General features: G+C 66.3%; 12 protein-coding genes. 9 read left to right on the top strand and 3 right to left on the bottom strand.

Annotated elements, in window-relative coordinates; all coding sequences use genetic code 11:
- Positions 1 to 27: 27 nt before the first annotated feature.
- Positions 28 to 2,676, bottom strand: coding sequence for an alanine--tRNA ligase (gene alaS, locus ACW17X_RS10795; RefSeq protein ID WP_492097279.1), 2,649 nt, complete (start codon positions 2,674 to 2,676; stop codon positions 28 to 30).
- A gap of 190 nt (positions 2,677 to 2,866) precedes the next feature.
- Here alaS and ACW17X_RS10790 point away from each other — a divergent pair, with 190 nt between their 5' ends.
- Entirely contained in the window at positions 2,867 to 3,169 is a 303-nt protein-coding gene (locus ACW17X_RS10790; RefSeq protein WP_492097277.1) for a hypothetical protein, read from the top strand.
- A 43-nt stretch (positions 3,170 to 3,212) separates the two neighbouring features.
- Here ACW17X_RS10790 and ACW17X_RS10785 read toward each other — a convergent pair whose 3' ends face one another.
- The gene (locus ACW17X_RS10785; protein WP_492097275.1) at positions 3,213 to 4,091 is read right to left on the bottom strand and encodes a pirin family protein; all 879 of its coding nucleotides are present in this window, start codon (positions 4,089 to 4,091) and stop codon (positions 3,213 to 3,215) included.
- A gap of 251 nt (positions 4,092 to 4,342) precedes the next feature.
- On the opposite strand from ACW17X_RS10785, the gene sdhC reads away from it, so the two are divergent.
- The 7 genes from sdhC (at position 4,343) to ACW17X_RS10750 (ending at position 11,761) form a co-directional block, all read left to right on the top strand.
- Complete coding sequence (sdhC, locus tag ACW17X_RS10780; RefSeq protein ID WP_492097274.1) at positions 4,343 to 4,807, top strand: succinate dehydrogenase, cytochrome b556 subunit; 465 nt, start codon at positions 4,343 to 4,345, stop codon at positions 4,805 to 4,807.
- The gene (gene sdhD, locus ACW17X_RS10775) at positions 4,804 to 5,208 is read left to right on the top strand and encodes a succinate dehydrogenase, hydrophobic membrane anchor protein (RefSeq protein WP_492097272.1); all 405 of its coding nucleotides are present in this window, start codon (positions 4,804 to 4,806) and stop codon (positions 5,206 to 5,208) included. Before sdhC ends, sdhD begins: the two co-directional genes overlap by 4 nt.
- Before the next feature lie 7 nt (positions 5,209 to 5,215).
- A complete protein-coding gene (sdhA, locus tag ACW17X_RS10770; protein WP_492097270.1) occupies positions 5,216 to 7,000 on the top strand; it encodes a succinate dehydrogenase flavoprotein subunit in 1,785 nt (594 codons plus the stop codon).
- 12 nt (positions 7,001 to 7,012) lie between these two features.
- Entirely contained in the window at positions 7,013 to 7,810 is a 798-nt protein-coding gene (locus tag ACW17X_RS10765) for a succinate dehydrogenase iron-sulfur subunit (RefSeq protein ID WP_492097268.1), read from the top strand.
- Between the two features lie 34 nt (positions 7,811 to 7,844).
- Positions 7,845 to 8,195, top strand: a complete 351-nt coding sequence (locus ACW17X_RS10760) for a gamma-glutamylcyclotransferase family protein (protein ID WP_492097266.1) — start codon at positions 7,845 to 7,847, stop codon at positions 8,193 to 8,195.
- Positions 8,196 to 8,295: 100 nt separating this feature from the next.
- Positions 8,296 to 10,629, top strand: coding sequence for a beta-L-arabinofuranosidase domain-containing protein (locus ACW17X_RS10755; RefSeq protein WP_492097264.1), 2,334 nt, complete (start codon positions 8,296 to 8,298; stop codon positions 10,627 to 10,629).
- A 61-nt stretch (positions 10,630 to 10,690) separates the two neighbouring features.
- Complete coding sequence (locus tag ACW17X_RS10750; RefSeq protein WP_492097262.1) at positions 10,691 to 11,761, top strand: glycoside hydrolase family 62 protein; 1,071 nt, start codon at positions 10,691 to 10,693, stop codon at positions 11,759 to 11,761.
- 79 nt (positions 11,762 to 11,840) lie between these two features.
- Here the strand turns inward: ACW17X_RS10750 and ACW17X_RS10745 are convergent, their stop codons facing one another.
- Positions 11,841 to 12,074: a hypothetical protein gene (locus ACW17X_RS10745; RefSeq protein ID WP_492097261.1), complete on the bottom strand. Its 234-nt coding sequence runs from the start codon at positions 12,072 to 12,074 to the stop codon at positions 11,841 to 11,843.
- An 87-nt stretch (positions 12,075 to 12,161) separates the two neighbouring features.
- On the opposite strand from ACW17X_RS10745, the gene ACW17X_RS10740 reads away from it, so the two are divergent.
- Positions 12,162 to 12,482 carry a 2Fe-2S iron-sulfur cluster-binding protein gene (locus ACW17X_RS10740; protein WP_267515239.1) on the top strand — a complete coding sequence of 107 codons (321 nt, stop codon included), beginning with the start codon at positions 12,162 to 12,164 and terminating at the stop codon, positions 12,480 to 12,482.
- Positions 12,483 to 12,692: the final 210 nt, after the last annotated feature.

The following is a 12,692-nucleotide window of genomic DNA, read 5'->3' as shown; positions in this document are numbered from 1 at the left end:
TTTGCTCGGAATGACGAAAGATGGGGCTCAGCCCTTCAGCGCCTCACGGACGGCGGTGAGGCCGTCTTCGGCCTTGGAGCCGTCGGGGGCGCCGCCCTGAGCGAAGTCGGGTTTGCCGCCGGCGCCCTGGCCGCCCATGGCGATGACGGCGGCGCGGGCCAGGTCGGCGGCGTTGACCTTACCGACCAAGTCCGAGGTGACGGCGACAGTGACGGCGGCCTTGCCCTCGGTCACGCCGATCAGGGCGACGACGCCGGTTCCGACCTGTTTGCGGAAGTCCTCGGCGACGCCGCGCAGACCCTTGCCGTCCACACCGTCTAGAACGCGGGCCATCAGCTTGATCCCGCCGATCTCTTCCGGCGCAGACGCCGCGCCGGAGCCGCCGCCCAGGGCCAGTTGCTTCTTCAGCTCGGCGACCTGTTTCTCCAGCGTCTTGACCGAGCCTTGCAGGGCCTCGACCCGGCCGGGCACGTCCTGGGTCTGGATCTTGAAGTCGCGGGCCAGGCCGCGCGTAACCTTGGCCTGGGATTCCAGATAGAGGCGGGCCGCCTCGCCGGTCAGGGCCTCGATGCGGCGGACGCCGGCGGCGACGCCGGTTTCCTGGACCACCTTGAACAGGCCGATGTCGCCGGTGCGGGCCACATGGGTGCCGCCGCACAGTTCGACCGAATAGGGGGCGTTGTCGCTGACCAGCGAACGGCCCAGGGTCAGAACCCGGACCTCGTCGCCGTATTTCTCGCCGAACAGGGCGATGGCGCCGGCCTCAATGGCCTCTTGCGGGGCCATCAGCTTGGTCTCCGCCGGGACGTTCTGGCGGATGACGGCGTTGACCTCGGCCTCGATGGCCGCCAGTTCGTCCTCGGTCACGGGGGCGCCGTGGCTGAAGTCGAAGCGGGCGCGCTCGGAATCGACCAGCTGACCTTTCTGGGCGACCGCCGGGCCGAGCACATTCTTCAGGGCCGTGTGCAGCAGGTGGGCGGCCGAGTGGTTGGCGCGGGTGGTGGTGCGCTTGTCGGCGTCCACCAGCTGGGCGACGCGGGCGCCGATCTCAAGCGTCCCGGCCGTGATCTGGGCCGACAGGACATGCAGGTCGCCGGCGTGTTTCTTGACGTCGAGCACCTCGGCTTCCCCGCCGGGCCATTCCAGCGTGCCTTGATCCCCGGTCTGGCCGCCGCTCTCGGCGTAGAAGGGGGTGTTGTCGAACAGGATTTCGACGATGTCGCCGGCCTCGGCCGTCTCGGCCGGAGCGCCGCCGTTCATCAGGGCCAGGACCTCGCCCGAACCCTCGATCGTGTCATAGCCGTTGAAGACGGTCGGACCCATGCGGTCGCGGATCGCCAGCCATTCATTGGTGTTGGCGGTCTGGCCCGAGCCCTTCCAGTGTTCGCGCGAACGCTGGCGCTGTTCGGCCATGGCGGATTCGAAGCCGTCGACATTGACCGAGAAGCCGCGACGCCGGGCCTCGTCCTGGGTCAGGTCCAGCGGGAAGCCATAGGTGTCGGACAGGGTGAAGGCGGTCTGGCCGTCCAGCATGTCGCCGGGACGGAAGCCCTGAACCGCCGTGTCGAACAGGGCCATGCCCCGGCCCAGGGTGGTGCGGAAGCGGACCTCTTCCTGTTTCAGCGTGTCCTCGATGAAGGGCTGGGCGCGGGCCAGTTCGGGATAGGCGTCGCCCATCTGGGCCACCAGTGTCGGCACCAGGCGGTGCATCAGCGGATCAGCGGCGCCCAGCAGGTGGGCGTGGCGCATGGCGCGGCGCATGATCCGGCGCAGCACATAGCCCCGGCCTTCGTTCGACGGGGTGACGCCGTCGGCGATCAGGAAGGAGGACGAGCGCAGGTGGTCGGCGATGACGCGGTGGCTAGCGGCCTGGTCGCCGGCGGCCTTGGTCGAGGTGGCGTCTTCCGAGGCGGCGATCAGGGTCTTGAACAGGTCGGTCTCGAACACCGAATGCACGCCCTGGAGCACGGTGGTCATCCGCTCCAGACCCATGCCGGTGTCCACGCTGGGCTTGGGAAGGTTGCGAACGATCTGGTCGTTCTCCTTCTCGAACTGCATGAAGACGTTGTTCCAGATCTCGACGTAGCGATCACCGTCCTCGTCCGGCGAGCCAGGAGGGCCGCCGGGAATCTTGTCGCCGTGGTCCCAGAAGATCTCGGTGCAGGGGCCGCAGGGACCACTGTCGCCCATGGCCCAGAAGTTGTCGCTGCCGGCGATGCGGATGATCTTGTCGTCGCCGAAGCCGGTGACCTTCTTCCAGATCGCGGCGGCCTCGTCGTCATCGATATAGACGGTGACCAGCAGGCGTTTGGCGTCCAGGCCGAACTCCTGCGTGACCAGTTTCCACGCCCGGTCGATGGCGTGTTCCTTGAAATAGTCGCCGAAGGAGAAGTTCCCCAGCATCTCGAAGAAGGTCAGGTGGCGGGCGGTGTAGCCGACATTGTCCAGGTCATTGTGCTTGCCCCCGGCGCGGACGCATTTCTGCGAACTGGTGGCGCGGGGATAGGGCGGCTTCGACGCGCCGGTGAAATAGTCCTTGAACGGCACCATGCCCGCATTGACGAACAGCAGGGACGGATCGTTCTGCGGCACCAGCGGCGCCGAGTGCACCTTCTCGTGGCCGTCGGCCGCGAAGAAGTTCAGATAGGTGGCGCGGATCTCGTTCAGGCTGGGCATTTGGGCGTGTCTTCGGCTCGGTCGTCGCAAGGAACCGGCGTCATATAGGGTTTTGTCGGGGAACGCATCATCCGCGCGTGGTGAGGCGGTTCCGAAAGGGTCGTCCTCGCAGCAATATACAGGTTGAACCTTGAGTTGATTTATACGCGCATTTGACGTGCGCAATTTCGCGCCTCTGGAGAGGATTGAAATGAAACGCGTTCAAAACCTCGCAATCGCGATCGCTGCGGTCGCGGCGACTACGGTGGCGTTCGGCCCCGCCGAAGCCTTGGTCCAAGAATCCTGGGACCCCAACCTCGTGGCCTATTCCTATGTCTACTATGCAGACGCAGCAAAGACGGAAGTGCTTGGCTACGCTTGGGGCAGCTGCGGCGAAGGCGGCGGCAACGTCTACGTGCTCAAGCCCTATATTCCGACGCCCTACTACGATGAGACACCCGCTTATGTGTGCTCTGGCATAGGCCCGTATCTGCCGCCTGACTGGCCTTACTGATCGGCAAGGGGCGGTTCGGTGAACCGCCCCCGTTTCATGCGCCTCACACCCGCGGCTGCGGGCCGAACTTGCCGGCTTGGTAGTCCTCGATGGCCTGGATGATTTCTTCGCGGGTAGTCATGACGAAGGGGCCGTGGCTGAAGACGGGCTCGTTGATCGGTTGGGCGTGGCCCAGCAGGACGACAGCCTCGGTCTTGTCTGTGCTTTGGGCCGTGATCTCGACCACGTCGCCGTCGCCCAGGGCGGCCAGGTTCCATTCGGGCACGGGGGTTCCGGCGACGGAGACCTGGCCCTTGATCGCATAGAAGAAGACATTGCGGCCGGCGGCGACCGGGACTTCGAACCGGGCGCCGGCGGGCAGGCGGACGACGGCCAGATGGATGTCGATCAGCGACTGGATCGGCGCCTTTACGCCCAGCCATTCGCCGGAGACCGGCTCGACCGTGACGCCGGCTTCAGTGGTGAAGGTCGGGATGTCGGCGGCCTGAAGCCCCACATAGTCGGGCTTGGTCATCTTCAAGCGCGACGGCAGGTTCACCCACAGCTGCAGGATCTCCATCGGCCCGCCGTCGCGCTTGAAATCGGCCGGGGACAGTTCGGCGTGGATCAGGCCCGAACCGGCCGTCATCCACTGGATTCCGCCCGCCTTGATGATGCTCTCGCCGCCGCCCGAGTCATTGTGGGCCAGTTCGCCGTCCAGAATGAAGGTGACGGTCTCGAACCCTCGGTGTGGGTGCGGCCCGAAGGGCAGGCCGGCGTTGCCCGGCGCATAGGTCTGGGGCCCGTGGTGGTTCAGGAACAGGAAGGGATCGACCTGGTCCAGGCCCGGACCGGGCACGGGGCGACGCGTAGTCAGGTCGCCGATGTCGTCGCGGTGGGCGGGATGCAGCCGAAGAACGGGGCGGGGCGTGGTCTCGGTCATGGGGTTCATATAGGGCGGGTCACAGGTTTGGCGAGCGGGGCGCTGGTGATCCAAAACCGCCGCCGCCGCGTAAAGGCTTACTATCAGGCAGAGCGAGGATCGATCATGCCTTGAATATCGCGTTTTCGGGCTAAGCGACGCTAGAATCCGCTAAGTGATCAACGGTCCGTTGACACCGTCCCTCTAGGGTCACAAAAGCCTTCGCAACCGCACACGGCGATTGAATTCATTCGCTTTTGAGAACCATTCGCATGACTCAACCCAACCCGACCCCGGGGGTTGCATCGGGCGACCGGACCGGTCGTTTCGTCATCCAGCCCAACGGTCACAAGACGCCGCTCTCGCCCCATATGGGAATCTGGCGCTGGCACGTGACCATGGCCGCCTCGATCCTGTTCCGCGCGACCCTGATCGCCGCCACCGTCGGTCTGGTCTTCGTCGTCGCCTGGCTGGGCGCCTTGGCCTTCGGGCCCGAGGCCTATGAGACGGCCCTAGCCCTGGCGGGTTCGCCGTTGGGCCTGTTCGTCGGCTTCGGCCTGACAGTGATCTTGTTCTCCTTCATCCTGAACGGCGCGCGCCATACGATCAACGACACGGGCAATGGGCTGACGATCAAGTCGGCGACTGCGCTGTCCAACATCGCGGTCTGGGCGCCGGTCCCCCTGGCGATCCTGTTCTGGGTCGTCCTGTTCGCTGTCAGGAGGGTCTCGCTGTGAGCGGCGCCGTCAAGTTCAAGAACAACGTCAAGATTTCCGAGCGGCACGGCGGCGGCGAATGGCTGGCCGAGCGGGTGCTGCTGACGGCCCTGCTGCCGCTGGGCCTGTGGGTCGCCTCGACCGCTTTTACCCTGGCGGGCGCGGCCTATGACGCCGTGCTGGTCTGGTTCGCCAAGCCGCTGAACGCCGGCCTGCTGGCGGTCACGGCCGTGCTGCTGTTCGGCTATCTCAGCCTGGCCTGGAAGGTCATCCTCGAGGACTATGTGCCCCAGGCCGGCGCCCGCAAGGCGCTGACGGGTCTGCTGAACCTGGTCTTCTTCGTGCTGGCGGCCGCCAGCCTGTTCTTCATCGTGCGGTTGGCGCTGGGTTCTGCGCCCCTGCCCGCCGGTTTCGGAGCCTGATCCCCTGATGGCCGCTTACGAACTGATTGACCACGAATACGACGTCGTCGTCGTCGGCGCCGGGGGCTCCGGCCTCCGCGCCGCCCTCGGCGCCGCACAGCAGGGGCTGAAGGTCGCCTGCGTCACCAAGGTCTTTCCGACCCGCTCGCACACGGTCGCGGCGCAAGGCGGCATCTCCGCCTCTCTTGGCAATATGGGCGAGGACAGCTGGCAGTGGCACATGTACGACACCGTCAAGGGGTCGGACTGGCTGGGCGACCAGGATTCGATCGAATATCTGGTCCGCAACGCGCCCAAGGCCGTCTACGAGCTGGAACACTGGGGCGTGCCCTTCTCGCGCACCGAGGAAGGCAAGATTTATCAGCGCGCCTTCGGCGGCATGACCCGCAACTTCGGCGAAGGCCCGGTGCAGCGCACCTGCGCCGCCGCCGACCGCACCGGCCACGCCATCCTGCACACCCTGTACGGCCAGTCGGTGCGTCGGGAAGTGAAGTTCTTCGTCGAATATTTCGCGCTGGACCTGATCATGCAGGACGGCGCCTGCACCGGCGTCACAGCGCTTCAGCTCGATAACGGCCAGCTGCACCAATTCCGCGCCAAGATGGTGGTGCTGGCGACCGGCGGCTACGGCCGCGCCTATTTCAGCGCCACCAGCGCCCACACCTGCACCGGCGACGGCAACGCCATGGTGCTGCGCGCCGGCCTGCCGCTGCAGGACATGGAGTTCGTCCAGTTCCACCCGACCGGCATCTATGGCGCCGGCTGCCTGATCACCGAGGGCGCGCGCGGCGAGGGCGGATACCTGACCAACTCGGAAGGCGAGCGCTTCATGGAGCGCTATGCGCCGACCGTGAAGGACCTGGCGCCGCGCGACATGGTTTCGCGCTCCATGACCATCGAGATCCGCGAAGGTCGGGGCGTGGGCCCGAACAAGGACCACATCTTCCTGCACCTGGACCACCTGGATCCCAAGATCCTGCACCAGCGCCTGCCGGGCATTTCCGAAAGCGCCAAGATCTTCGCCGGCGTGGACGTGACCAAGGCGCCGATCCCGGTCCTGCCGACCGTCCACTATAATATGGGCGGCATCCCGACCAACTATCACGGCGAAGTCCTGACGCTGCGCGACGGCAACCCCGACAGCGTCGTGCCCGGCCTGATGGCCGTCGGCGAGGCGGCCTGCGTTTCGGTGCACGGCGCCAACCGTCTGGGCTCCAACTCCCTGACCGACCTGGTGGTCTTCGGCCGCGCCGTCGGCCTGCGCTGCGGCGAGGTGGTGGACAAGTCCTCGGCCGTGCCGTCCGCCTCCAAGGCCCAGACCGACGCCCACCTGGCCCGCCTGGACCGCTTCCGCTTCGCCGACGGCTCGACCCCGACCGCCGAGCTGCGCCTGTCCATGCAACGCGCCATGCAGGCCGACGCAGCGGTGTTCCGCACCGGCGAGACCCTGCAACAGGGCACCGACAAGCTGAGGGCCATCGACGCCGCCGGCGCCGACATCAAGACCACCGATCGCGGCCTGATCTGGAATACGGATCTGATGGAGACGCTGGAGTACGACAACCTGATCGCTCAGGCCGTCGTCACCATCGAGAGCGGGCTGAACCGCACGGAATCGCGCGGCGCCCACGCCCGCGAGGACTATCCCGACCGGGACGACGCCAACTGGATGAAACACACCCTGGCGTGGAAGCGTCCGGGCGAGCAGGTCCAGATCGACTACCGCCCCGTGCACAATTACACGATGTCCGACGACATCGCGTACATCGAGCCCAAGGCTCGGGTTTACTGAGGTCGAACGCAGATGGTTCAACTCTCCCTCCCCCGCGGCTCCAAGCCCACCAAGGGCAAGGTCCACAAGGCCCCGGCCGGCGCCAAGAACGTCAAGACCTACAAGGTCTATCGCTACGACCCCGAGGTCGACGCCGACCCGCGCTGGGACGTCTATGAGGTCTCGACCGACGATCACGGTCCGATGCTGCTGGACGCCCTGATCCACATCAAGAACGCCATCGACCCGACCCTGGCCTTCCGCCGGTCGTGCCGCGAGGGCATCTGCGGCTCCTGCTCGATGAATATCGACGGGCGCAACGCCCTGGCCTGCACCAAGGGCTGGGAAGAGTGCCAGTCGCACAACATCACCATCGCCCCCCTGCCGCACCAGCCGGTGGTCAAGGACCTGGTGACGGACCTGAGCCTGTTCTACGCCCAGTACGACTCGATCCAGCCCTATCTCCAGTCGGACGAGCCCGACCCGGAACAGGAACGGCTCCAGACCCCGGCCGAGCGCGAAAAACTGGACGGCCTGTACGAGTGCATCCTGTGCGCCTGCTGCTCCACCTCCTGCCCCAGCTACTGGTGGAACCAGGAGGAATATCTCGGCCCGGCGGCGCTGTTGCAGTCCTATCGCTGGATCGCCGACAGCCGCGACGACGCCACGGACAAGCGTCTGGACGACCTGGAAGACCCGTTCAAACTGTACCGCTGCCACACCATCATGAACTGCGCCCAGGTCTGCCCCAAGGGCCTGAACCCGGCCAAGGCCATCGCCGAAACCAAGAAGCTGATGGTCGCGCCCAGCCGCAAGAAACAGGCGGCCTGACCGCCGGCTGCCTGACCTGGAGACTGTGCCTTCCATGACCGCCGACGTCCTGCTGTTTTCCTATGGCACCTTGCAGGACCCGGCGGTGCAGACCGCCAATTTCGGCCGTCTGCTGGAAGGGACGGCCGACAGCCTGGTCGGTTTCGCCCTGTCGGAGCTCGAGATCACGGACCTCGAAGTCATCGCCGAAAGCGGCCTGACCCACCATCCGGTCCTGACGCAAAGCGACGACCCCGCCGACGTCATCCCCGGCACGGTGTTCCGCATCACCGCCGACGAACTCGCGGCCGCCGACATCTACGAGGCCGATGAGTATCGCCGCATCCGCACGACGACGGCGGCGGGCGCCGAGGTCTGGGTGTATGTGGCGGCGGACGCGACCTAACGGCGCCTTGTTGGGTCTGTCTTGTTAGCGCTATCAATCCTGTGTCTGCTTAGTGCGAGATGCGAGGGGATGGATGGTGAACGCCGGACAGAGGGCCTGGATGACCCGCAGAAGCCTGATGGCGACGGCCGCGCTGTCGTCAGCCTTGCCTGTCCTGGCTTGGCCGAGCCTGGCCCCGGCGCAGGGACGACCGGGTCGGATCGCGCCGGTCCCGGCGGGCCAGGTGGTGCTGAAGCCCTCGATCTTCTCTCAGGCCCAGGACGCCAACAGCGCCTATCTCCATTCGCTGTCGCCCCAGAGACTGCTTCATAATTTTCATAAGGCGGCCGGGCTGGAGCCGCAGGGCGCGATCTACGGCGGCTGGGAAGCCCAGAGCATCGCCGGCCATACGCTGGGCCATTATCTGAGCGGTTGCGCCCTGACCGTGGCCAATACCGGCGACCCGGTTCTGCGGGCGCGGCTGGTCGAGACCGTCAAGGAAATGGCCCGCATCCAGGCGGTCCACGGCGACGGATACGTCGGGGGAACCACCCTGTGGGGGCAAACCGATATCGTCGGCGGCAAGGCGGTGTTCGAACAGCTGCGTCACGGCGATATCCGCGCCACGCCTTTCAGTCTGAACGACGGATGGGTGCCGATCTACACCTGGCACAAGGTTCACGCCGGTCTGCTGGCCGCCCATAGTCTGGCGGGGACGCCGGGCGCCCTGGATGTCGCCGTCGGCATGGCCGGCTATCTGGCGACGATCCTGGACGGCCTCAGCGACGATCAGGTGCAAGAGATCCTGATCGCCGAACACGGCGGGATCAATGAAGCCTATGCCGAGACCTATGCCCTGACGGGCGACCGGCGCTGGCTGGATGTCGCGCGCCGGCTTCGCCACCGGGCGGTGCTGGATCCGCTGGCGGAAGGCCGCGACCAACTCGCCAGCCTGCACGCCAATACGCAGATTCCCAAGGTCATCGGCCTGGCGCGTCTTTACGAGGTCACAGGCGACGTCGCCGAGGCGCAGACGGCGCGGTTCTTCTACGACACCGTCACGCGGCGTCACAGCTACGCCATCGGCGGCAACTCCGATCGGGAGCATTTCACGCCGCCGGGCGAGATCGCCGCCCATATCAGCGAAACGACCTGCGAAGCCTGCAACACCTACAATATGCTCAAACTGACCCGGCGCCTGTACCAATGGGCGCCGGACGCGGCCTTGTTCGACGATTACGAGCATGCCCAACTGAACCACATCATGGCGCACCAGCGACCGGACAGCGGGCGGTTCGTCTATTTCATGCCTTTGGCCGCCGGGTCGCGGCGCAGCTATTCGACGCCGGAGGACAGTTTCTGGTGCTGTGTCGGCTCGGGCATGGAAAGTCACGCCAAACACGCGGACTCGATCTATTGGCGCGACGCGGGCGCCCTATACGTCAACCTCTTCATCCCGTCGCGCCTGAGCTTGCCGGACAACGGCCTGACGCTGGAGATGGAGACCGCCTATCCGATGGACGGCGTGGTGACGCTGACCGTGGTCCGCGCGCCGTCCGACGCCATGGATCTGGCGCTTCGCCTGCCGGCCTGGGCGGCGTCGCACAGACTGACGGTCAATGGCGCGACGCAAGGCGCGGAGCCGGATCGGGGCTATCTGCGGCTTCGCCGCCGCTGGCGCGCCGGCGACCGTGTCGTTTTGAGCCTGCCGCTCGAGGTGCGGGTCGAGCCGACGCCCGATGATCCGAATCTGGTCGCCTTCCTCAGCGGCCCCCTGGTCCTGGCGTCCGACCTGGGACCGGCCGACAAGGCGTTCGACCGGCCGGCCCCGGCCTTTATTGTGACGGACACGCCCAAGGCCCTGCTGACGCCCGAACCGGGGAAGCCTCATTTCTTCAGCGCTCCCCTGGCCCAGGGCGGGCGGGTGCGTTTCGCCCCCTTCTTCAACCAGTATGATCAGCGCACGGCCGTCTATTCGCCGCTGTTCACACCCTCGCGCTGGGCCACGGACGGCGAGGCGTTTCTGGAGTCGGAGCGACGCCGTATCGACCTGGCGCAACGCACCATCGACACCGTCTTCCTGGGCGAACAGCAGCCGGAGGTCGATCACGAGGTGAAGGCCGACCGTGCCGAGATTATCCAGATCAACGGACGTAGCGGCCGCCGCATCGCGGACGGCGGTCAGATCGAGCTCAGGATCGCGCGACGCGAGACCCCGATGCTGCTGCGCCTGATCTATTGGGGCGACGACGTCGGCCAGCGGGGAGTCGTGCTGTTGGATGGCGCGCCCTTGGGCGACGTCGCCTTCCCCGGCGAGCGCCGTGACGGCTTCCAGGCCTTCGATCTGCCGATCCCCGCGGGTGTCGCGCCGGCGCGGATCACGCTGAAGGCGAAGGGCGGGAACCTGACTGTTTACGAGGTGCTGACGCTGGCGCGGCCGGGCGGCTCCGCATGATCCCTATCCTCATGTCGGCCGTCGGCCCGACCCTGTTCGCCTGCACAAAGGACGTCTGCCCATGAAATTCGCCGCCCGATCCACGACGATGGCCGCCGCCGTCGCCCTTCTGGTCGGCGTGTCAGGGGCGGTCGCTGCGCCGGCGTCGTCCGAGGCGCCGCAGTTCGCCTGGCGCTCATCGGCGCCCTTGATCTCGCCTGGCCCCCAGGACGAAAAGAGGTTTTCAGGGCTGAAGGATCCGTCGGTCGTCTATTATGACGGGGCCTATCACGTCTTCATGACGACCGCCGCGCCGGACGGCTGGCATATGGCCTACAGCCGCTTCACCGACTGGTCGCAGGCGTCGCGCGCGCCTGTCGTCAGTTTGGAACGTTCGGGTATCGGTCCCGGCTATCGGGCCGCGCCACAGGTCTTCTATTTCGAGCCCCAGAAGCTCTGGTACATGGTCTATCAGAGCGGACCGCCGATGTATTCGACGACCGCGACCCTTGACGATCCCACGTCCTGGAGCGCGCCGAAGCCCTTCTTCTCGGAAACCCCGGCGATCATCAAGGCCGCCACCGGTGAAGACGCTTGGCTCGACTTCTGGGTCATCTGCGACGACGCCGTCTGCCACCTGTTCAACACCGACGATCACGGATCGCTGTTCCGATCCCAGACGCCGATCACGCGGTTTCCCGAGGGGTTCGCCGACACCGAAGTGGTCATGACCGGCCGCGCGGACGATATCTTCGAGGCCAGCATGCACTACAGGATCGCCGGCACGGGCCAATATCTGACGGCGGTCGAGGCGATCGGACCGCAGGGCCGATACTTCCGGTCCTGGATCAGCGACAGGCTGGACGGCGAATGGCGACCGCTGGCCACCACCGTCGCGGATCCCTTCGCCGGGTCTGATAATGTCGCCTTCGACGGCCCTGCCTGGTCGCAAGGGGTGTCGCACGGCGAACTGATCCGCAGCGGCCATGACCAGACCTTGACCATCGACCCGTGCAAGCCATTGCAGTTTCTGTACCAGGGCCTGGAGCCGCACGCGCCGGACACGGACTATATCAACCTGCCCTACCGACTGGCCCTGCTGACGGCCTCGTCCAGCAATCCGATCAGCCGCCTGTGCGTGAAGCCGGACTGAAGGCGCCGTCGATGCGCTGGGCGGGCCGGGCCGTCGAAGCCGTGCAGGAAGTGCAGGACGGCGCTGGTGTCGGCGGCGATCAAACTCGCTGATCCGGTCGGTCAGCTCGTCGGTCCAAGGCGAGATCCTCGCGCAGGTCGTCCAGATCGAGGTCCAGGGGGGCGCCGCCTTCCAGGGCCAGCATGCGGCGGCTCCAGTCGGAATGGGCCAGGGTTTCCAGCGCCTGACGCAGGGTTTCCGTCACGCCCTGGCCGGTCGCATCCTGGGCCGCCGCCAGCAGGCGGGCGGGCAGGATGGAGGTGATCTTGCGCATGTCGTCCATGCGGCGAGGATGCCATACTCCGATATGGGCGTCGACTTACGGCCTTGCGCCCGCGCCCCGGCTTGATATGAGCGGGCCATGGCCAGCATCACCTATATCGAGCATGACGGAACCGAGCACGTCGTTGACGTGAAACCGGGGCTTTCCGTCATGGAGGGCGCGATCCGGAACAATGTGCCGGGGATCGATGCGGATTGCGGCGGGGCCTGCGCCTGCGCCACCTGCCATGTCTATGTCGATGAAGCCTGGCGCGAGGCGGCGGGCAAACCCTCGGCCATGGAGGAGTCGATGCTGGACTTCGCCGAAGAGGTCGAGCCCAACAGCCGGTTGTCGTGCCAGATCCGGGTGTCGGAGGCGCTGGACGGCCTGGTGGTGCGGTTGCCGCAGAACCAGCACTGATCGGCGGGTTCTTCGTCCCACCTAGGATGGGCCGACTTGTGATGGGTTGGGCGGTCCAGCGCTTATAACTGGACGATCGAAAGTCTGGGACTTCAGCGGCTTGAGGCGCGCGAGGGCCTATTTGCGCGCCTGAGGTGCGGGTGCGCGAATACTGGGCGCATGGGAGCCAAGAGCATATTCACGGATAAGGTGTGGGACGAGGAGATCGGC

It is taken from the genome of Brevundimonas sp. FV1ye4L (genome assembly GCF_058681255.1).
This window is presented reverse-complemented; position numbering and strand designations above follow the sequence as displayed.